The organism is Lysinibacillus agricola (assembly GCF_016638705.1).
GTDB lineage: Bacteria > Bacillota > Bacilli > Bacillales_A > Planococcaceae > Lysinibacillus > Lysinibacillus agricola.
The window spans coordinates 2,442,688-2,465,831 of the sequence record NZ_CP067341.1; the positions used below are offsets into that span (position 1 = coordinate 2,442,688).

General features: G+C 37.5%; 15 protein-coding genes and 2 CRISPR repeat arrays. Of the genes, 14 read left to right on the plus strand and 1 reads right to left on the minus strand.

The window, feature by feature from the left end; genetic code table 11:
- Window positions 1-22 precede the first annotated feature (22 nt).
- The 10 genes from FJQ98_RS11665 (at window position 23) to FJQ98_RS11710 (ending at window position 19,392) form a co-directional block, all read left to right on the plus strand.
- Window positions 23-949, plus strand: a complete 927-nt coding sequence (locus FJQ98_RS11665) for an LPXTG cell wall anchor domain-containing protein (RefSeq protein ID WP_053596973.1) — start codon at window positions 23-25, stop codon at window positions 947-949.
- 327 nt (window positions 950-1,276) lie between these two features.
- Window positions 1,277-1,714: a CRISPR direct-repeat array (repeat unit 33 nt; unit sequence GTCTCTTCTCGTATGAGGAGAGTGGATTGAAAT).
- Window positions 1,715-1,809: 95 nt separating this feature from the next.
- Complete coding sequence (locus FJQ98_RS11670) at window positions 1,810-4,248, plus strand: CRISPR-associated helicase/endonuclease Cas3 (RefSeq protein WP_053596974.1); 2,439 nt, start codon at window positions 1,810-1,812, stop codon at window positions 4,246-4,248.
- Window positions 4,249-4,612: 364 nt separating this feature from the next.
- A complete protein-coding gene (cas5c, locus tag FJQ98_RS11675) occupies window positions 4,613-5,338 on the plus strand; it encodes a type I-C CRISPR-associated protein Cas5c (protein WP_425492687.1) in 726 nt (241 codons plus the stop codon).
- Window positions 5,335-7,260 carry a type I-C CRISPR-associated protein Cas8c/Csd1 gene (gene cas8c / locus FJQ98_RS11680; protein WP_053596975.1) on the plus strand — a complete coding sequence of 642 codons (1,926 nt, stop codon included), beginning with the start codon at window positions 5,335-5,337 and terminating at the stop codon, window positions 7,258-7,260. The genes cas5c and cas8c overlap by 4 nt, the downstream gene beginning before the upstream one ends.
- A 3-nt stretch (window positions 7,261-7,263) precedes the next feature.
- On the plus strand, window positions 7,264-8,100 hold the full coding sequence (gene cas7c, locus FJQ98_RS11685; RefSeq protein ID WP_053596976.1) for a type I-C CRISPR-associated protein Cas7/Csd2: 837 nt from the start codon (window positions 7,264-7,266) through the stop codon (window positions 8,098-8,100).
- On the plus strand, window positions 8,090-8,740 hold the full coding sequence (cas4, locus tag FJQ98_RS11690; RefSeq protein WP_053597034.1) for a CRISPR-associated protein Cas4: 651 nt from the start codon (window positions 8,090-8,092) through the stop codon (window positions 8,738-8,740). Before cas7c ends, cas4 begins: the two co-directional genes overlap by 11 nt.
- Window positions 8,740-9,771, plus strand: a complete 1,032-nt coding sequence (gene cas1c, locus FJQ98_RS11695) for a type I-C CRISPR-associated endonuclease Cas1c (protein ID WP_053596977.1) — start codon at window positions 8,740-8,742, stop codon at window positions 9,769-9,771. Before cas4 ends, cas1c begins: the two co-directional genes overlap by 1 nt.
- A gap of 9 nt (window positions 9,772-9,780) precedes the next feature.
- Window positions 9,781-10,071: a CRISPR-associated endonuclease Cas2 gene (gene cas2, locus FJQ98_RS11700; protein WP_053596978.1), complete on the plus strand. Its 291-nt coding sequence runs from the start codon at window positions 9,781-9,783 to the stop codon at window positions 10,069-10,071.
- A 162-nt stretch (window positions 10,072-10,233) separates the two neighbouring features.
- A CRISPR array of direct repeats spans window positions 10,234-16,890; the repeat unit is 33 nt; unit sequence GTCACTCTCTGTATGGAGAGTGTGGATTGAAAT.
- Window positions 16,891-17,073: 183 nt separating this feature from the next.
- On the plus strand, window positions 17,074-18,708 hold the full coding sequence (locus FJQ98_RS11705) for a right-handed parallel beta-helix repeat-containing protein (protein ID WP_075807352.1): 1,635 nt from the start codon (window positions 17,074-17,076) through the stop codon (window positions 18,706-18,708).
- Window positions 18,709-19,200: 492 nt separating this feature from the next.
- Entirely contained in the window at window positions 19,201-19,392 is a 192-nt protein-coding gene (locus FJQ98_RS11710) for a hypothetical protein (protein ID WP_053596979.1), read from the plus strand.
- Between the two features lie 182 nt (window positions 19,393-19,574).
- On the opposite strand, the gene aac(6') is transcribed toward FJQ98_RS11710, so the two are convergent.
- Complete coding sequence (gene aac(6') / locus FJQ98_RS11715) at window positions 19,575-20,009, minus strand: aminoglycoside 6'-N-acetyltransferase (RefSeq protein WP_053596980.1); 435 nt, start codon at window positions 20,007-20,009, stop codon at window positions 19,575-19,577.
- Window positions 20,010-20,328: 319 nt separating this feature from the next.
- On the opposite strand from aac(6'), the gene FJQ98_RS11720 reads away from it, so the two are divergent.
- Genes FJQ98_RS11720 through FJQ98_RS11735 form a run of 4 tightly spaced genes read left to right on the plus strand, consistent with a single transcriptional unit; the run spans window position 20,329 to window position 22,765 of the window.
- On the plus strand, window positions 20,329-20,892 hold the full coding sequence (locus FJQ98_RS11720; protein ID WP_053596981.1) for a cysteine hydrolase family protein: 564 nt from the start codon (window positions 20,329-20,331) through the stop codon (window positions 20,890-20,892).
- A 1-nt stretch (window position 20,893) separates the two neighbouring features.
- On the plus strand, window positions 20,894-21,490 hold the full coding sequence (locus FJQ98_RS11725) for a class I SAM-dependent methyltransferase (protein ID WP_053596982.1): 597 nt from the start codon (window positions 20,894-20,896) through the stop codon (window positions 21,488-21,490).
- Between the two features lie 26 nt (window positions 21,491-21,516).
- Entirely contained in the window at window positions 21,517-22,095 is a 579-nt protein-coding gene (locus tag FJQ98_RS11730; protein WP_053596983.1) for a DNA-3-methyladenine glycosylase I, read from the plus strand.
- Complete coding sequence (locus FJQ98_RS11735; RefSeq protein WP_241774643.1) at window positions 22,079-22,765, plus strand: DUF1963 domain-containing protein; 687 nt, start codon at window positions 22,079-22,081, stop codon at window positions 22,763-22,765. The genes FJQ98_RS11730 and FJQ98_RS11735 overlap by 17 nt, the downstream gene beginning before the upstream one ends.
- Window positions 22,766-23,144 lie beyond the last annotated feature (379 nt).

Below are 23,144 nucleotides of genomic sequence, written 5' to 3' on the forward strand. Positions count from 1 at the left end.
TGTATTGGAAGGTGGAATCATATTGAGAAAATATTTACTATTAATACTGATGAGCACTTTGCTTATGGCCCCTGTAGCCTACGCTCATACTATGGATAAAAGTACGCTTTTTTCTGATGTTCCAGAAACTGCAACAAATATACAGGAAATAATGGTACTTCATAGCATCGGATTGCTTGGCTATAATGGCAAAGATATGGCTTTAAATCCAACAGAAAATTTATCACGTAAAGATTTTGCTGGCTGGGTAGGAGGCTTCTTTGGCCTTGAAGGTGCTACTGTCGATGAGCTAGCCCAAGCAGCAAAAAATGAAGATTATGTTTCTTCACTTGAGGGAGACATTACTTATAAAGAAATTAATACAGCATTATTTCATCATAAACTAAATCTTGAAAAGCCAGATGCTACACTAACGAAAGAGGAGTATATTTCCTTTTTAACAGAAAATCTGGACGTTGATATGGGTGGTCACACATTGATTCAAATGGGCGGCTTCTCTGAAGGTCCAACTGGTACGATTGAAGATGTAGTAACAGGTGACGAGACGGGTGTAGTCATTGGAGGCAAAACATACATGCTTTCAGGTCATCCACGAATTTTTGCAGATTCAACGGAGGCAAAAAGCTGGGTTGGTCAAACATTAGAAAAATCCATTTTAACAACAGATGGTGGCCATCATCACGGTAATCATGATCACGGTGATGATCATCAAGAAGAACAGGCGTCCAACACACCAACACTACAATACATTCAAATACATTCAGGTACACAAGCGACTTCAGACGACACAAAAGAAATAAAATCAGCGAAAGCTACACCAAGAGAAGAACAACAATCAGCGACTGCAACTGACGACGCAACATCAAGCTCAAGCACTGTATGGATTGTAGCAATTATCGCATTACTAGCTGTCATCCTCGGCTTCGTATTTATGAAACGAAAAAAATAATGAAAATCGAAATAAACCAGCAATTGACGAGAAAATCTTGTCATTGCTGGTTTTTTTTGTGGCTTAGAAAATAGGATTAAATCAAGGGAATATATTATACTGATTAAATGTAAAATAATAGTTTTAATTTAGGTTTATTATACAATGTTTTGTTATAATTAGGTAAGGCGCGAATAGCAAGCGAACATAACTTTATAGAGAGATTCGCACCGAAATTCATTTAAATATGATAGCGTTAATTTTGTCGTTTTATTCCTTAAAACCTATGCGCATTAGATATTATGATATAAAAATGATGTATTTGTTATGGATTTATTAAGTTTTGCTGTCTCTTCTCGTATGAGGAGAGTGGATTGAAATTATTCCGTTCTCCACAACTTCTAGAGGAAATTCTGTCTCTTCTCGTATGAGGAGAGTGGATTGAAATAAAATGGAACAATATGAGAGTCAAAGTAATACAAGTCTCTTCTCGTATGAGGAGAGTGGATTGAAATCTGGTTGTAAGCATCTAGTGAAATAATACCTAACGTCTCTTCTCGTATGAGGAGAGTGGATTGAAATAACTTGTTTAGTGGTTGTTATTGATAGAACATTTCGTCTCTTCTCGTATGAGGAGAGTGGATTGAAATAATCCGTTGTGGAATGTCGATGCTAAAACTGATGGTCTCTTCTCGTATGAGGAGAGTGGATTGAAATTGGAGTCACTCGTAAGAAGTGAAGTTGTGGAAAAGCGTCTGTTCTCGTATGAGAGGAGTGGTTTGAAATTTGGCATCAAGGGTATTACAGTGATATGTATGATGTCTCTGCTCATATAAGGAAGTCGATTGTAAAAAATAAATAAAATAAGAAGGTGAATATAAATGTTGGTAAAAGACTTTATTGCGCATATTCGAACTAGTGACGGAGCAGAGCAATTGTTAGTAGATCATTTAAAAGAGGTGCAATATATTGCTGAAGAAATCGGACAGAAAATAGGGCTTAAGCATGTAACAGGACTTGCAGGTATGTTGCATGATATGGGCAAATTTAGTGATGCGTTTCAGGAATATATTCGCGATGCGGTGGCAAATCCTTCTGATCCACCAAAACGTGGGAGTGTTGATCACTCGACTGCTGGTGGCAAATTTTTGATGGAGCATTTTCAAAGAGTTAATCCAGTTTCTCCTTTTTTAGTGGAGTGTGTGGCAAATGCTATTTTTTCACATCATGGACAGTTACTAGATATGATAGATATGGATGGACAGTCGCCTTTTGTGAATCGGCTGACATCTGAGAAGAATATTGATTTTTCACTTGTAAAGCAACGTTTTTTACAGCATATGTATGATTTATCCTATTTGAACAGTTACGTTATAAAAGCTGCAAAGGAATTGGAAACGTATTTTGAAAGTAAACTGAAAAATGCGAAAACAACAGAAGAAGCAGCTAGTGTAATACAAAAAGAAACAAGCTTTGTCACGATATTTATTTTCAGTGCCTTGATTGATGCAGATCGTCACAACTCACGAGCATTCGAGGAACAGGAGGAAATTACACCTTTCGATGTTCAATCACTATGGAAAACTTTTGAAGGACGCCTAAATAAAGATTTAACCGAGAAGCAGAAAAAATCATTACCTAACGAAATTACACGTTTACGCAAACAAATGTCGATAGATTGCCTTGATAAAGCATCACTACCAACAGGTATATATACACTATCTATTCCTACAGGTGGTGGAAAAACTTTAGCAAGTCTTCGTTTTGCCCTGCGACATGCACAACTTCATCAAAAGCAACGTATTATTTACATTGTACCGTACACAACCATCATTGAGCAAAATGCACAAGAGGTGCGTGAAGTTTTACAGGCAGAGGATTATGTATTGGAGCATCACAGTAATGTAATTGAGGATACTGAACACAATGAAAATCTATCCTTTAAGGAGTATCAAGTGGCAAGAAGGTTGAATACCGCAAAGGATGATTGGGATGCACCAATAATTTTTACGACGATGGTGCAATTTTTAGAGACGTTTTATAGTGGGAAGTCGCGTAATGTGAGAAGGTTACATAACTTAGCAAATAGTATACTTATTTTTGACGAAGTACAATCCGTACCGATTCATTGTGTATCATTGTTTAATGAAGCGTTGAATTTCATGAAAAATACATGTAATACCACATCTATTCTATGTACAGCTACACAACCTGCTCTCCAGCTTGTACGCAATAATATTGATATTAATCGGGAACTTGTGGAAGACTTGCCAACGATTATTCAAGCATTTAAGCGTACATCCATCACGCCACTGTTAAAAAATAAGGGGTGGAACACGGAGGAAATCAGTGGTTTTGTTGAAGAATCGTTAATCACTCGCAACAATTTGTTAGTTATTTTAAATACAAAAAAAGCAGTTCATGACTTATACGAACAGCTTAAATATGCTGATTTTGACGTTATGCATTTAAGTACTGGCATGTGTCCTGCACATCGAAAGAAAAAACTAGAAGAGATGAGACTGAAACTTCAAAGAAAGGAAAAGTTTGTTTGTATTAGTACGCAATTGATTGAAGCGGGAGTGGATATTAGCTTCGAATGTGTTATCCGCTCGTTAGCTGGATTAGACTCTATTGCACAGGCTGCAGGACGTTGTAATCGTAATGGGGAGGTAGAATTACAAGATGTATATGTTTTTAACCATGCAGAGGAATCGCTCAGCAAGCTACCAACTATTAAAATGGGCGGAGAATGTTCGCATTATATAATGAAGGATTTACAGGATAATCCTGCACTATTTGGTGGTTATTTATTGTCAACCGAAGCAATGACGCATTACTTTAATCATATTTATAAGGCGTTTGATTCAACGTTGAATTATCCATTACCAAAACTTAAAACATCAATTTATGAATTATTATTTCGAATAGATACAGATAAGAATAAAACATATATTAAGGGACCTGGTAGACACTATCCATTAGCAACCTTGGCTAGTTATAAAACAGCTTTTTCGCATTTTGAAGTGATTGATGCCAAAACACAGGGGGTACTCGTGCCGTACGGTGAGGGGAAGAATCTCATTAGCCAGCTCATGGGCTACGATCCAATTGATGATTATCAAGTATTTTTGAAAAAGGCACAGCAGTGCAGTGTAAATGTGTTCAAACATGATTTTGAAGCATTGAAGCAAAACAATCAGTTGATTGTTGTACAGTTCGGGATATTTAATATTTATGTTGCAAAAGAAACAGCATATGACGATCAATTTGGAATAAGTGTTCAGGGAGAAGCACAGTTAGACGATTGTATTATTTAAGAAGTGAAAAGCAGCTCATTGCTTTTCAGGTAGTGAGCTGCATTCAAACTTAAATGATATAGTATATTTTTCAATCCACGCTATCAAGCGACATTAATAATAATAGCATAATTATTGGAGAGTTAAAGTTTAATTTAAAAATATATTGTTCATATAATATATTTATTTAATGTTTGTCATGTTTCTAGATAATCTGTTGACAAAATAGGTCCATATTGGAATAATTGGTTATAGATAATTCTTAAATAGAATTACTCTCTAGGAATTTTTGAGTGTGGGATTCTTCTTTTTAATTAACTCACTTTCATTAAGAAGAGAATTTCCCTCGAAAATTCACAGAGAAGTTGTGCAAGGAGGTGACAGGATGACAAAAATACGAAATCAAATTGAGTTTGAGGTACATGGTGCCTATGCATTATTTACAGACCCACTAATGAAACTTGGTGGTGAAAAGATGACAACTCAAATTCCAAGTTATCAAGCACTTAAGGGAATTGTGGAATCAATCTATTGGAAACCATCTATCATTTGGTATATTGATGAAATTCGTGTAATGAATGCTATTCGAATGGAATCGAAGGGTGTACGACCGATTGATATGTCGGGAGGAAATACGCTTGCCAATTACAGTTATTTGCGAGATGTACGTTATCAAGTAAAGGCACATTTTGAGTTTAATACAAATCGTATGGATTTAAAGCCAGACTTCAACGAGCACAAACATCATAATATTGCCAAGCGTTGTGTCGAAAAGGGTGGTCGTCGTGATGTTTTTTTGGGTGCAAGAGAATGTCAGGCTTATGTAGAGTCGTGCAATTTCGGCGCTGGGGAAGGTTTTTATGATAATTATGATGAGGTGCATTTTGGTACGATGGTGCATGGCCTAAATTATCCTGACGAAACAGGACGTAATATGCTAGAAACAAGACTTTGGCAACCTAGGATGAAAAATGGCTATATTTCTTTTATTCGTCCGGAAGAATGTTCTCTTGTTCGTCCAATTAAGGAAATGCATGCAAAGTCGTTTAATCTAGGAGAATCAATGACAGCTGTGGATGAAGAATACGATGAGCTGGAGGTGAAGAAATGAGTTATTTACGTGCTTTGTTTAATACCTACGAGGAAAATGAAGCGCAAGTAGGAGAGATTTTCTCAAAAGAAACAAAAGATAAAAAAGTGCTAGAATATACACTACTGCCGATTTCGCACACAACTCAAACAGCACATATTGAAATGATTATTAATCTTGATGGTACATTATATGATGCAAAAGTAATTGGGAAAATCAATACCATTTTACCGTTTACCGAAAGCTCTGGTAGTCGTTCAGGGAAAAATTATGTGTCTCATATGTTACAGGACAAGCTGATGTATGTAGCAGGTGATTATGTTGCTTTTACACAAGAAGAAGATAAAAGAGATGCACATCTCCATTATTTAGAACAACTCGGAGAATGGTGTGATTCGCACTATAGTCATCCGCACATACAAGCAATATACGAATATGTGAAAAAGGGAACACTTATTCAAGATTTGGTAGAGCGCTCTATTTTACATTTAACAGAAGCAGGACTATTGCATTCAAAATGGGATACAAAGCAGGATGGGGACAAGCCACCTATTTTCCAGATGCTCGCAGGTGCGCAGGAAAGCGCATTTGTTCGTTTTAATGTTCATGTACCTGGAGAAATTACTGATCCTGTCTGGAGTAATAAGGATATTTATGATGCATATAGTCAATTTTATAATACAAAGCTTCAGGAAAGCGATATTTGCTATGTAACAGGTGAATATTTACCTTTCACTGTGCGTCACCCTAATAAGCTACGTAACTCGGGGGATAAGGCTAAGTTAATTTCAGCAAATGACAGTAGCGGTTTTACATACCGTGGTCGTTTTAAGGATAGCTTTGAAGCAGCGAATATTAGTTATGATGTCTCGCAAAAAGCGCATAATGCATTAAAGTGGCTGATTGAACGGCAAGGAAAGCAAGTGGACGGTCGTATCTTTCTTGTATGGGGCTCAAAAAATCCAGATATGCCATATGTAGCTGACGATTTATCGAGTAGTGTGTTTACTGGATGGAATGATTTCTTGGTACAACGCGATGCTATGCTTGCGCAAAAAGCTGATACAAAGAAGGTATTGGCAGACCAGCATAGTCTACTTATTAGCGGTATAAAAAAGAATCTGAATATTCAAGAACATGATGATGAAAAGGTTTATATTTTAACGCTTGATGCGGCAACGCCTGGACGGTTAGCAGTACTCTATTATCGAGATTTAGATATTAAAGATTATTTTGATAAGCTATTAATCTGGCATAAGGATTGTAGCTGGCGTCATACGCGGAAGAAAGAAAATGAATGGGTGCAGTACTTCGGCTCTCCGTCCTTTTATACAATTGCACATGCCGCATATGGCCCAAGACCTAGTGATAAGGTCGTCAAAGGTGTGATAGAGCGAATGCTGCCTTGCATACTTGATGGACGAAAAATTCCGATTGATATAGTGCGCAGTGCAATTGTTCGTGCTTCAAATCCCCAATTCTACGATCAAATGTGGGAGTGGGAACAGGTACTAGGAGTAGCATGCTCACTCGTGAAAAAGCATTATTTTGATAAAGATAAGGAGGTTTATACTATGGCACTTGATACGACAAGTCCAGAACGTGATTACTTATTTGGTCGTTTACTCGCAGTTGCAGATGTGTTAGAACGTAATGCCTTGGGCAAGGAAGAAAACCGTCCGACTAATGCGTTGCGTTATATGAATGCATTTTCTCGACATCCTGCAAGGACATGGGAAACGATTCAAAGAAATCTACAACCCTATCAAATGAAGTTAAGAGAAAAGGGCATTTATTATACGAAGCTCATTGATGACATTGGTGCACAAATGGATATAAAAGATTTTACGGATGAGCCACTTAGTGGAAAATATTTATTAGGTTATTACAGTCAACGACAAGCATTGTATACAAAAAAAGAAAAGAATGAAGAGGAGAGTTAAACGATGACAACATTAGATCATAAAATTGATTTTGCGGTTGTATTTTCTGTACAAAATGCCAATCCAAATGGTGATCCATTAAATGGTAATCGTCCGCGTCAAAATTACGATGGTTATGGTGAAGTATCGGATGTATGTATTAAGCGTAAATTACGCAACCGCCTACAAGATATGGGGGAAGCAATTTTTGTACAATCTGATGATCGTAATAATGACGGCTTTAAAAGTTTAAACGATCGAGCAGATGCGATTCCAGAGCTTAAAAAGATAAAGGCTGATAAAAAAGGCAATGCCGATGTGTATGCAACGATTGCGAGTGGTACTTGGTTTGATGTGCGTGCATTTGGACAAGTTTTTGCTTTTAAAGGAGATTCTTTGTCTGTCGGTGTTCGTGGTCCAGTATCTATTCACCCAGCTATTAGTCTTGCTCCAATCGACATTACAAGTATTCAAATAACAAAAAGTGTGAATTCTGTAACGGGCGATAAAAAGGGCTCTGATACAATGGGCATGAAGCATCGAGTTGATTTTGGTATCTATAAGTTTTTTGGAAGTATTAATACACAATTAGCTGAGAAAACAGGCTTTACAAATGAAGATGCTGTTAAATTAAAAGAAGCATTAATTACATTGTTTGAAAACGATGCTTCTTCTGCTCGTCCAGAGGGATCGCTAGAAGTACATAAAGTGATTTGGTGGGAGCATAATTCAAAGCTTGGCCAATACTCATCAGCAAAAGTACACCGTTCTTTAAAGCTAGATGGAAATTCATTTGAGGATTTAACAATTACTGTTGAGCCATTAGAGGGGCTGAAGGTTCATGAGCTGGATGGTAAATGATGATGTCGATTATTTAATGTTATCGGGTATTCAGCATTTTCGCTTCTGTTCACGACAATGGGCGTTGATCCATATAGAACAGCAATGGGCAGAAAATGTTTTGACGATTGAAGGACAACATGTTCATGAAAAAGCAGATCAACCATTTTTACGTGAAAAGCGTGGAAATAAATTAATTGTGAGAGCGATGCCCATTCGCTCTCACAGTTTAAAGACGAATGGTATTTGTGATGTCGTAGAATTTTACGAACATAAAGATGGTGTTCCTATACATGGCGAGACTGGTACTTATTTACCAATCCCAGTAGAATACAAGCGCGGAAAACCAAAGAGGGGACAGGAGGATGTTGTTCAGCTTGTGGCGCAAGTTATGTGTTTAGAGGAGATGCTATTATGTGACATTCCGGCTGCATACTTATTTTATGATGAAATAAAACGCCGTGTAAAAGTTGATATTACAGATGAAATGCGTAATGAAGTACAGTCTATGTTTAAACAAATGCATCATTATTTTGATAGAAGACATACGCCAAAAGTGAAAACAGGAAAGCACTGTGTAAGCTGCTCTTTACAAAATTTATGTATGCCGGAGCTCATGTCATCGACTACGGTTCGCAGCTATATGGAGAGGTATTTATAATGAAAAAATTGCTAAATACATTATTTATTACAACTCCTGATATTTACCTGTCGTTAAAAGGTGAGAATGTTGTCATAACACATGAAAATCAGCAACTCGGCAGATTTCCACTACACAATTTTGAGGCAATCTGTACTTTTGGATATGCTGGAGCAAGTCCTAAATTAATGTATGCATGTGCAGAAAAAAATATTAATTTAACGTTTTTGTCACGTTCAGGGAGGTTTTTAGCACGAGTAGTTGGCGAAAGTAAAGGCAATGTAATATTACGTAAGACGCAATATCGTTTATCAGAAAATGAAGTTGAAAGTGCGAAAATTGCTCGTAATTTTATATTTGCAAAGATTGCAAATCAAAAATGGATTTTAGAGCGAATGGCACGTGATTACCCGCTTCGTATAGATGTACCCATGTTTAAGCAAGTTTCTAGTGAATTGACAACAGCCATGAAGGCGATTTTAGTGACTGAGGATTTAGAACGTTTACGTGGACTAGAAGGACAAGCTGCCACAGCGTATTTTAAACTGTTCGACCAAATGATTTTGCAACAAAAAGACATTTTCTACTTTAGAAATCGTAATCGTCGTCCACCAACAGACAACGTAAATGCTTTATTGTCACTTGCTTACACATTGCTTGCCTCAGATGTCACATCTGCATTGGAAACAGTAGGCTTGGATGCCTATGTTGGCTATTTACACCGTGATCGCCCAGGTCGTGCATCACTTGCTCTAGACGTCATGGAGGAGCTACGTGGTGTTATGGCAGATCGCTTTGTCCTTAAAATGATTAATAAAAAAATGATGCAATCTACTGATTTTGTACAAAAAGAAAACGGTGCTGTACTCTTAACGGATGACGGACGAAGGAAATTTATTAAAGCATGGCAAGAACGTAAACAAGAAAGTCTTACACATCCATACTTAAACGAAAAAATAAATTGGGGTCTTGTCCCTCACGCACAAGCAATTCTACTTGCACGTTATTTACGGGGGGATATAGAAGAATATCCACCTTTTTTATGGAAATGAGGGGCTTACATGTTAGTATTAGTCACTTACGATGTTGTCACGAAAACACCTATTGGCCGAAAGCGATTACGAAAGGTTGCAAAAATATGTGAAAATTTCGGAATACGTGTGCAAAATTCAGTTTTTGAGTGTGTAGTAGATGCCACTCAGTTTAAGCAACTACAACTCGCACTACAGGAGATTATTGATGTGGAAGAAGATAGTCTACGTTTCTATCAGCTAGGCAACAATTACAAATCAAAGGTTATTCATATCGGAGCAAAAGAAACATTCAATGTTGAAGATACAATAATTTTATAATCGGTGCGGATGCCAAGCAAACATAAATTCCTAGAGAGATCCGCACCAAATTTTGATGAAAATTCAATCATCAGAAATGGTAAGAATGGTATGAAAGAATTAGAATGAAAAGATAAATAGCAAAAATCGTTTAGAGTTATTATTTTTTTATGAATTTTTGCAGTCACTCTCTGTATGGAGAGTGTGGATTGAAATGTTCGTCGTCTCGTAAGTTCATCAACGACGTTAACACAGTCACTCTCTGTATGGAGAGTGTGGATTGAAATGTTCAGTTATTTGTTAAATAGAATGATAAACTTTGGTCACTCTCTGTATGGAGAGTGTGGATTGAAATCAAAATACGTTTGTACATTGGAGGCGACAGGATGATGTCACTCTCTGTATGGAGAGTGTGGATTGAAATCGCATTTATCAGTGGATGGCTTTTATTATACGCGTCACTCTCTGTATGGAGAGTGTGGATTGAAATGATTTTATCAATGCATTGGAAGTGAGTCGGAACGAGTCACTCTCTGTATGGAGAGTGTGGATTGAAATCTAATTTAAGACTTGCTGCAAACAGTGGAATAAACGTCACTCTCTGTATGGAGAGTGTGGATTGAAATTCCTAAACCATCGATAAAACTCGTGATTAATATAGTCACTCTCTGTATGGAGAGTGTGGATTGAAATGCATCTTTTAAAGAGTAGTTTAACTTTCCATTTAGTCACTCTCTGTATGGAGAGTGTGGATTGAAATATCCTCCAGGTATAACACTAGCTTGCGGTAAATCGTCACTCTCTGTATGGAGAGTGTGGATTGAAATTACTTTGTCAATGTCTTTTAATCGTTCAATGACGTCACTCTCTGTATGGAGAGTGTGGATTGAAATTTATCACCTATTTCCACTATTAATAGTTTTTTCGTCACTCTCTGTATGGAGAGTGTGGATTGAAATAAATCTAATAGAAGAACTACTAGTTTTCGGGACAAGGTCACTCTCTGTATGGAGAGTGTGGATTGAAATAATATCTCCATCATCTTGACGTGCTGAACGACCAGTCACTCTCTGTATGGAGAGTGTGGATTGAAATTTTTATAGAATTGATAAGGAAGGATGAGTGAAAATGTCACTCTCTGTATGGAGAGTGTGGATTGAAATAGGAGCAGTGGCGACAATCGGCGGTGTTGAATACGGTCACTCTCTGTATGGAGAGTGTGGATTGAAATAATAGATGATATTGTTATGAATAAATTTGAAGAACGTCACTCTCTGTATGGAGAGTGTGGATTGAAATATTTAATGATATACAAGACGCAAAGCTGGTGGACGTGTCACTCTCTGTATGGAGAGTGTGGATTGAAATTATTCGTCAGTTTGTTGAGATGGCAGACCAGGACGACGTCACTCTCTGTATGGAGAGTGTGGATTGAAATATCGACCATACGTCCATCAACTGACACGTTACGAGTCACTCTCTGTATGGAGAGTGTGGATTGAAATATCTTAGCGAAGGCGGTGTCTGATGGATGGACTGTCACTCTCTGTATGGAGAGTGTGGATTGAAATCTTTTTCATTGCCCTGGGACTTTATGGCGTTGCTAGTCACTCTCTGTATGGAGAGTGTGGATTGAAATGTTGTAAGCATCCTCTACACGGTCATAGTGGTCTCGTCACTCTCTGTATGGAGAGTGTGGATTGAAATCTAACTTAGTATAACATTAATCAATTTTCTTTGCGTCACTCTCTGTATGGAGAGTGTGGATTGAAATTCTGCAAATATCTATTGCATAGTATCGTAATATCTCGTCACTCTCTGTATGGAGAGTGTGGATTGAAATACCTGTTAATAAATTTGTTACGATAGTTTGTAGGTCACTCTCTGTATGGAGAGTGTGGATTGAAATAATACTATCTTTGTAGTTATCGTAAAAAATCGAAAACGTCACTCTCTGTATGGAGAGTGTGGATTGAAATCACAGAGGACGGAGAGGGCAATTTGAGATATTGGTGTCACTCTCTGTATGGAGAGTGTGGATTGAAATTCCTAAATCACTTAAATTCTTTCTCAATTTAACGTCACTCTCTGTATGGAGAGTGTGGATTGAAATTGGCACTGGGCCTAAGTGGGATCAAAAAGCAAAGGTCACTCTCTGTATGGAGAGTGTGGATTGAAATTACCATTAAAGACATACTAGATGGCGATGTAGCGTCACTCTCTGTATGGAGAGTGTGGATTGAAATAAACGTTTCGATAATTTGGCAGTCTGATAATTTTTGTCACTCTCTGTATGGAGAGTGTGGATTGAAATATTTCAATGCTGCAAGCGTCACTGATGCCCCACGTGTCACTCTCTGTATGGAGAGTGTGGATTGAAATCATTGCCCATCTACCAGCACCTACCGCGCCTTTCGTCACTCTCTGTATGGAGAGTGTGGATTGAAATACGTAATTCATCATCCATGTACTCAGCTAATACATCGTCACTCTCTGTATGGAGAGTGTGGATTGAAATTTAGAAGAACATATCTTATGTGATCCACGTATCAAGTCACTCTCTGTATGGAGAGTGTGGATTGAAATCAACCATAAATCATAGTTATTGACCATGGATAACAGTCACTCTCTGTATGGAGAGTGTGGATTGAAATTCAATGCTTCCGCTTGTGATTTAACCTCTTGCTTCGTCACTCTCTGTATGGAGAGTGTGGATTGAAATTAAGGTAGTTGCGAGTTTATTGGCAGATTCATTTAGTCACTCTCTGTATGGAGAGTGTGGATTGAAATTTCATCGAATACAGGTTTAGCCACCGTAACATCTTGTCACTCTCTGTATGGAGAGTGTGGATTGAAATTTGATTGTAAAAACGAAAAGTAAAAATTAACGCAGGTCACTCTCTGTATGGAGAGTGTGGATTGAAATAAGAGAAAGCGCAAAGAGAAATGGAGTTAATGCGTCACTCTCTGTATGGAGAGTGTGGATTGAAATATTGTTTTAGATTTAGAAGTTACTAAGAGTTTTGGTCACTCTCTGTATGGAGAGTGTGGATTGAAATGTTATCTAGACGAAGATGATGAACTTTATGAAGAGTCACTCTCTGTATGGAGAGTGTGGATTGAAATCTCAAATATAGCTCATAAAAATAATATTTTTGTTGTCACTCTCTGTATGGAGAGTGTGGATTGAAATCTCTTGACCAAGAACGTGGATAGCAAAGTAGTCTGTCACTCTCTGTATGGAGAGTGTGGATTGAAATTTCCATTAAAGAAAGTTCATCCAAAGATTTTTTGTCACTCTCTGTATGGAGAGTGTGGATTGAAATTATTAAATTGTATCAATAATGGCAAGTGTTGTCAGGTCACTCTCTGTATGGAGAGTGTGGATTGAAATTTTCGTGGACACGCCAACGAGCAAGGATCGGTATTGTCACTCTCTGTATGGAGAGTGTGGATTGAAATATTGTGGCAAGAAAAATCTAGTCTAGCACACTCGGTCACTCTCTGTATGGAGAGTGTGGATTGAAATGCCTGTCCATAGACCAATCTGTTTGAACACTCTCGGTCACTCTCTGTATGGAGAGTGTGGATTGAAATGATATCTACAATGATTGAAGCAGAAATTACTGGTGTCACTCTCTGTATGGAGAGTGTGGATTGAAATTATAAGGTTTTCAAATATACGTCTTAGGTAAACAAGTCACTCTCTGTATGGAGAGTGTGGATTGAAATGCCTGTCCATAGACCAATCTGTTTGAACACTCTCGGTCACTCTCTGTATGGAGAGTGTGGATTGAAATGATATCTACAATGATTGAAGCAGAAATTACTGGTGTCACTCTCTGTATGGAGAGTGTGGATTGAAATTATAAGGTTTTCAAATATACGTCTTAGGTAAACAAGTCACTCTCTGTATGGAGAGTGTGGATTGAAATGCGTTAAGGAATATCAACGTAACTCCAGGAGAGCAGTCACTCTCTGTATGGAGAGTGTGGATTGAAATACCTACTTTTTTTCAATAGTGTCTCCAAAGGTGGTCGTCACTCTCTGTATGGAGAGTGTGGATTGAAATATGCTTAACAGTGATTTTCAAATTTTTATTGATGTCACTCTCTGTATGGAGAGTGTGGATTGAAATTGGTACTTGAACAGTTAAATTTACTTGTAATTGTTGTCACTCTCTGTATGGAGAGTGTGGATTGAAATAGCCGTACCATCTTTATTAACTATCATGGCTTTACCGTCACTCTCTGTATGGAGAGTGTGGATTGAAATATGTGCACATACTACACGTTGGTCATCGCATGAAAGGTCACTCTCTGTATGGAGAGTGTGGATTGAAATTAGTATTGTACCAGTTGTTTTTGGTACAGCACCTGTCACTCTCTGTATGGAGAGTGTGGATTGAAATATTTAGAAGTGCTTCATCTGGACTAAAGGATTTAGTCACTCTCTGTATGGAGAGTGTGGATTGAAATTTTAAATCTACAACTAACTAAATATTGCAACTGGAGTCACTCTCTGTATGGAGAGTGTGGATTGAAATCGTACATTAGTTGATCCTATGGACATCGATGAAACAGTCACTCTCTGTATGGAGAGTGTGGATTGAAATAATAGCTGATAATCCAATGGAAAAAGATGTACTAGTCACTCTCTGTATGGAGAGTGTGGATTGAAATGATCGAGTACAAGCCATTCTTACTAAACGTCCGAAGTCACTCTCTGTATGGAGAGTGTGGATTGAAATAAGGTAAGTAAATCTTGCTCATCCTTAAACGTTGTCACTCTCTGTATGGAGAGTGTGGATTGAAATCCAACGGCTTGGGCTATGGATGTCTAACGCACCTTGGTCACTCTCTGTATGGAGAGTGTGGATTGAAATAAACCATTGTTTCAGTTTCCGTTTAGTGGTCCTTGTCACTCTCTGTATGGAGAGTGTGGATTGAAATAGCTGTTTAATATCAGCCTGTAATGCGTCTATTTGTCACTCTCTGTATGGAGAGTGTGGATTGAAATAGTACAGGTAAGGGTGCCGGAGGAGGTAGTGCTCCGTCACTCTCTGTATGGAGAGTGTGGATTGAAATTATAAGTACCACCTAAAGAAACTCTAACAGCCTGTGTCACTCTCTGTATGGAGAGTGTGGATTGAAATTTGAATGAATTCGTAATTTTCGTCGCCAGTACCGTCACTCTCTGTATGGAGAGTGTGGATTGAAATCCTGTAAAATCAAACAGTACAGCAGCAATGTCATGTCACTCTCTGTATGGAGAGTGTGGATTGAAATCACCAATGCGCCAAAAGGGACATCATCAGCGTTTTCCCGTCACTCTCTGTATGGAGAGTGTGGATTGAAATTATCAGCTTTACCGTAGACACTAGCTAAATCACTGTCACTCTCTGTATGGAGAGTGTGGATTGAAATTGCCACTCTGTACCAATCCGTATAATCTAGCATGTCACTCTCTGTATGGAGAGTGTGGATTGAAATTACTATAGTCCAAATGGACAAATGGAAATGGAAGGTCACTCTCTGTATGGAGAGTGTGGATTGAAATGTATGAGTACGATGAATACATGTTGTTTAAGCAGTCACTCTCTGTATGGAGAGTGTGGATTGAAATTTTAAAGCTAACGACCTGAGCAAGGTTGAAGAAATGTCACTCTCTGTATGGAGAGTGTGGATTGAAATTATGAGTACAAGAATTAGTTATCCAGTAGAAGTTGTCACTCTCTGTATGGAGAGTGTGGATTGAAATATATGATAGTGAACATACATTTGTAAAAGAATCAGTCACTCTCTGTATGGAGAGTGTGGATTGAAATTATACTTTCTGTTGCAATTTCCACAAGCTGTGTAACGTCACTCTCTGTATGGAGAGTGTGGATTGAAATCGTGTCGGCATGTTTGATGGTGAAAAATATTATGTCACTCTCTGTATGGAGAGTGTGGATTGAAATCAGAAGGTTTTTACACAGTAATTGCATCATGCATGTCACTCTCTGTATGGAGAGTGTGGATTGAAATAACAATGACAGGAGATAAGATTTTAAAAATTGATGTCACTCTCTGTATGGAGAGTGTGGATTGAAATAACTGGACGTTTTATTTAGAGAATTTCAAAAAGCGTCACTCTCTGTATGGAGAGTGTGGATTGAAATTCAACTAAGACACCATTTATAGTTTTTCTACCTAAGTCACTCTCTGTATGGAGAGTGTGGATTGAAATAGCAGGAACGAAATGCTCTACTGTATACGTAAATGTCACTCTCTGTATGGAGAGTGTGGATTGAAATAGCAGGAACGAAATGCTCTACTGTATACGTAAATGTCACTCTCTGTATGGAGAGTGTGGATTGAAATGCAACTAGAAAGGAAGAAGTATATGGGAGAAAATGTTACTCTCTGTATGGAGAGTGTGGATTGAAATTTTTTTATATTGGAAGGTTTTAAATTAACATCCCAGTCACTCTCTGTATGGAGAGTGTGGATTGAAATCTTAAACCCTGTAGGCGTTACATAATTAGGTATAGTCACTCTCTGTATGGAGAGTGTGGATTGAAATTGGACCAGGTACGAACCATAAAATTCTTGGGTGTGCGTCACTCTCTGTATGGAGAGTGTGGATTGAAATTAATTTTTCTTTTGGTCTTGGTGCTGTGCTGCCAGTCACTCTTTGTATGGAGAGTGTGGATTGAAATACTAGGCATAATCATGTCACTTGTGGAGGGCATAACGTCACTCTCTGTATGGAGAGTGTGGATTGAAATTGGTAACGTGGTCCAGATAAAAATGAAGCACGATTGTCACTCTCTGTAAGGGGAGTGTGGATTGAAATCTGTACCAGCTTGAACTAAAAGAAAACATTCTTTATTTATTAGCAATTGTCTGCTTGCACAATAACGGTTGTAAATTATTTGTACAAAATTGAATAATAGGAAGTTCAATGGGGATATAAATAGAATAAAACCGATGATTTATTTCATGAGTTCATGAAAAAGCTTCGATAAGGAGTGTGGAGATGGCGACACTTGTTGTAAAGAGAAGTATAATGCACCGATACCAAAGCATTGGGCAGGCGATTCAAGAGGCAGAGCAGGGAGATTTTATTGAAATTCGAGAAGGGATATATGAAGAAAGCTTCGAGATTACCAAAAGGCTTACACTTTATGGGGTGGGCAATGTGACAATTAAAGGTGGCGTGTTTATTCGCTATCAAACACATGTGAATATGCGAAATCTGCGCTTTACACAAGGGCAAGGTATTTATGTAAAAGGAGACTTACAGCTTGAAAACTGTATAATTGAGCAGCAAATGGTGCAAGCCCAAGTGACCGTTAGCTTCGGAAGTCTAATGATGAAAAATGTTGATATTTTAGCGTCCCCCATCAATCATTTTGGCTTACGTATTGAAAATGGCTCGAGCGTTATACTTGTGGATACGACAATCCAGCATCATGTTAAGGCTCAAATCATTGTGAAAAACAGTGAAATCGCATTGACAAATTGTATGCTGTTGGAAGGTCAAACGAATGGCATTTTTGCAATACGCGATGTGAAAATGGATATTGTGGATTGTGAAATTCATGGACATCAGAAGGCACAAATTGTTGCAACCTCCAGTTCAATTTCGATGACCAATACACTTATTCATCAAGGGCAAGGTTTAGGTATCCAAGTATTCGATAGCTCGAAACTAACGATGGATGGCTGTGAAATCAAGCAACATAAGGACACGCATTTGGCTGTTCATCAAAGTGAGTTATTGGTGACAGATTCTATTTTTTCAGAAGGACAAGGGAATGGCATTTTTCTTGGAGAGAAATCTGGGGCAACATTGTATGATTGTAAGATCCATCGGCATATGAAGTCGCAGCTATTAATTGAAAATAGTAAAGCAGAGTTTTATAAATGTAGCATAACAAAAGGGGAGGCAACCGGAGTCACGATTGTCAATGAAGCGGATGTCTCAATGGCCGAATGTGATATCCAGGAACATCAGCAGTTTCACTTTGTTATTGATGCAAGCGGGCTAAAGCTTAATCAGTCCATGCTTCAATTTGGACAGTCGGGTGGTATTTATGGCAATGATCACGCCAAGATTACGCTCTATAACACAACAATTCGAGAGCTCGAAAGTCATCACATTTATATAAATAATGCTCGACTGTTTACTGAAAATTGTACTTTTGAACACATTATCGGAAATGCCATTACTTGTATTGATGCTATTTTTGAAGTTGCGAATAGTGAATTTAAGAATTGCAAAGAAAGCCCATATGCGATAGTTTGGTCTGATAAGTCAATGGGACGCATTAAGCACTGTGTGATTGATAAAGCGGATCGTACGTTTTTAGCGATGTCCAATCAATCTTTACTTGAGATGTTGAACACAGATCTAACGGCTGTAAAGATACCAGCTATTGTGCAGGAGAAGAGTCAGTTATTTATCCAAGGGTATACTGACGAGACTATGTGGAAGAGTGACGCATCGTCGAAAATTGTTTATTTACTAGCTACTACTAGCGACAAGACAAAGCACATTGTAAGCTTGTTAAATCAAGCAGAAACAGTCAATAATCAAAAACTAAATAATAAATTATTACAACAAATAAAAGCAATTCTCCAAAAAAACAATATTAATAAAACAGTGTAATAACCGAATATAAAAGTAGGATAAGTAGTTTCAATAATTTTGAAATTACTTTTTTTATGAAATAAAAGCACTGTAATAACGAGGTGAATGTATAATTAAGGTGGATACATATTAAAAAAGATTTACTGTCATTTGTCACTGTTCATTACAATTCTCAGCATATTCATATGTAAACGGTTTCTTTTGCGATTTAAACGCTTTTATGCAGAATGCTAAAATTCGACAAAAGGGCTCATTATTTTTATAATAGAATTAATAAATGACAAGAATTGTTCTAGTAACTTCATCAAAAATTATAAAAAAAATTACAATAATTTTTTGGAGAGATTAAAATTTTACTAAATTAAAGTGGATTTTAGATTGATTAATTTTCATGCTACATCCTATAATTAGTAAAAATGGTTCATGAATCGTAGTATTAGTTTGTTGTTTTAGAAATGAGGATTCTGATTGTGAAATAATAAATTATGGATGAATTAGAGGTGAAAAAGTATGTTTGGGCTTTCGAAGGAAGAAATTATGTTAATGCTGGAAAAAGTGGGATTAGAAGAGACTCAAAGAAATGCAATTGCAGATATCCTGTATCTTAACAATATGCGAATTGAGCAACAACTTGCATTTATTATCCATCTTGTGATAGACGAGCGCGAAAGAAGTATTACAAACAATACATATTTAAATTAAAAAATGTCGAAGGATCAGAAATTTGACTTTGATCACATTACATATCGTTTGTTATAGAAATTTTGAACTGACAAGGTGACGTTCCTATTAAGTAACTTTATCCTCTATATTTTTTAAAAAATCACAAGAGCTATGTATTTTACAAATGCTCTTGTGATTTTTCTTTTCATGAAACTTTCTATTTATAACTTTTTCGTAAAGCAAATAATACGGTTAGCCTCTGTGAAACCTAGCTTAAGATGGACTGCTAAACTTTCTAGATTTTGCAATTCACAATCACTCGCAAATTCTATACATCCTTTACCTTTAGCCCACTGCTCACAACTCTCGATAAGTAGCTTGGCAAAGCCTTTCTGTCGATATTGTTCTTTTACGAAGAGTCCTTCTAAATAGCCGACTGGGCTTGAGTCGGTACCTTCAACATAATCTGTTCGGAGTTGACATTGTGCAAAACCGACTGCTTCATCATCCTCATAGGCAAGGAAAATCGCGGCGTTTTCAGCATGAATCAGTTGCGCCATCTCCTCGCTAAATTCTTCTAACGTATGATTTGGCCAAAGTTGTAGTGCTAATAATGCTGCTGTTTGTATATCTTCCATGACGGCTTGTTTAATCATATTGAGTCCCCTTTTTTATGAAATGGTAAAAATTGAAACTTTTTATTAATTAGAACGTAAAAATATCAGGCGTGTTGATTAGGAAAATATAGGTTTATTATTGTGCTGTAAAAGGATTTTTTGTTGCGAGTGCTCCTGTCGTCGCAGAGCAAAGCTTTCCGCGGGAAAAGCGAGACAGACGAGACTCTGCACGGAGCGAATGTTTTCCGTACGAAAGCGAAGCGACAGCTGAAATCCGCGTCTTCTAAACAATTAAAGTGGATAAAAACGGTTAATCAACACATCTGATAAGATATAAAAATACAGGGAGGTTAGTACTTTGAAGCAAGCGTTAATGATACTTGATATTCAAAATGATTACCTTAGTGATCAATCCCGAATGCCTATAGCAGAGGATCAAATTGAGCCAACTTTAAATAGCATTAATGAGCTGATAAAAAGCGCTGAAAAGTCAAATGTCCCTATCCTCTATATTAGGAATGAATTTGAGCGAACGCAATTACTTTCAAATCTTTTACGAAAATTCACTGCGTTAAAAGGAAGTAATGGTGCTGAATTGGACGAACGACTATTAAGAGCCGAGGGTGCGTATTTTTCGAAAAAGAAAGCGGATGCATTTAGTAATCCTAGCTTAATTGAATACTTAGACAATAATGGAATAAGTGGATTAATAGTAATGGGTCTGTTTATAGAGGGCTGTGTCACTGCAACTGTGGAAGGGGCATTATCTAGAAATTTTGCTGTTACTGTTGTGAAGGATGCAGTCGCAGGCGCAACAGATAAAAGTAGGGAAGTAGCCTTAACAAAGTTAGCTACACAAGACATCTTAATTCTTAGTTCGCAGCAAATTTTTGAAGGTGAAAATCAGAAGGAGAGAACTTAAAATGACGCTTTTACAACGATTAATTGAGCAGGCTAAGAAACCAAGAGGAATCGTAGGTTCATTGATGTTACGAATAATGAATTTTGCTCATAGTGGAATGAATACATGGTTAATGAAAAATGGTGCCGTATATGATGGCGATATAGTATTAGATATTGGATGTGGAGGTGGAAAAACACTCCAAACCTTATCGAAAATCAATCCAAGTGGTAAAATCTATGGTATAGACTTTTCTGAGCAGGCTATCAAAGACTCCATAAAAACAAATCGAAAGGATGTAGCGAATGGAAAAGTGATAGTAAAGCAAGCAAGTGTTTCAAGCATTCCGTACACAGATAAGTTTTTCGATACGATTACAGCGCTCCAAACGCATTATTTTTGGTCAGACTTAGCAAATGATGTGAAGGAAGTATTTAGAGTGTTGAAGAATGGTGGGAAATTTATCATAATTTCAGAGCTCTATAAAATTAATTATCATATGAAAGCTTATAAAACAAAACCTGAAATAAAAAAGTTACTTGAAAGTGTTGGATTTCAAACCGTTCATATACAGGAAAACACACAAAAAGGATGGCTTTGTATTACAGGGATTAAATAATACATAAAAAATGGAGGATATATTTAATGAAAAGATGTGAATGGGTCAAGCAAGATGAACCTTTATATGTTGAGTATCATGACAAGGAATGGGGTATTCCTGTCTATGATGATCAGCATTTATTTGAGATGCTTTGTCTAGAAGGGGCACAGGCTGGACTTAGTTGGTGGACAATCCTACAAAAAAGAGAGGGCTACCGGGCTGCGTTCGACCAATTCGATGCTTCGAAAATCATTCTTTATACAGAGGACAAGCTACAGGAACTTAGTCAGGATTCTCGCATTGTTCGTAATAAACTAAAAATTGCTAGTGTTGTAACGAATGCTCAAGCTTTTCTACGTATACAGGAGAAATACGATTCCTTCTCTGATTATATTTGGCGTTTTGTGGATCATCAGCCGATCATCAATGAATGGTCGTCAATAGCTGATGTACCTGCGACTACAGAGATTAGTGAACGAATGAGCAAGCAATTGAAAAAGGACGGCTTTAAATTTGTTGGTAATACCATTTGCTATGCATTTATGCAGGCAACAGGGATGGTTAATGATCATGTCGTAGATTGTTTTTGTCGTAGTGAGGGTTCAGATGATGAAAATCGATGACATTAAGGCGCAACTAGTGAGACAGGCAACAATCTTTGAAACAGGTGGAGTACGACCTACACATGGTCTGCTTGAAAGCTGGATTGGCTATGTAGGATGGTCATTACCAGAGGAACAGTGGCCAGAAGGATTTCAGCCCCTTGCTGCATTATTTTTGAAGGATCTGCCTTTTGTACCAGCATCATTGCAACATATTGAGCTGCTAACGTTATTTATCAATGAAAAAATATTTGATCACCTCATAGAAGAAGATCTTAGCCGTTTTTTTGAAATAAGAGCATATACTTCACTCGAAGGGTTGATCCAGCAAACTTGGCAGCATGAGCATATTCGGGCATTTCCGCTTATCCCAAGGCTTATTGACAATGATTATCCAGCATGGGATGGGGGAGGTATTCCTTCTGAAGTGGAAGATGAAATTTTGAGGCTAGAAAACGAGGAGGAGTTTGAGTACTTCGATGATATCGTAGAGGAAATATACGCAATTCATAAAATAGGTGGCTATCCAGCTTTTTGCCAAAGTGGTCATGATTACGGTGAGGAGTTTCCGTTTGTATTACAGATTGCCTCAGACGAGAAGGCTTATTTCAATATCGTCGATAATGGAAATTTCTATTTCTTTTTTAATCCAGAGCTAAATGAGTGGCGTGTTCATTGTGATTTTTATTAACATAGCAAATCAACTTTTGCTCATAGATAACAACAATCTATAAATAAGGAATACTTCAATATAACCACCTGTGATTAGGAATCAAGTGTTCAAAAAGACTGCATGGATGATTGTCATAAATAAAGTATCCCCAACAATAACTTGTTAAATAGACGCTGCAGCGATACATCTAAAACCGATGGCAGCCACATTGAAAACATTTTGTATTGTTGAGAGAAATCAAAATGTGTTTTTATTATCAATCCTATCTATTATGATGTCCTAGTTAAATTGTCGAAAACCACTTAATTGCAAAGGTAGAGGCTAGGGTGGCTCATCGGACGCCACCAGGAAAGCGCCCAGTCGGAGCAAAAACCAACCCCACATTATGGTGAAGAGC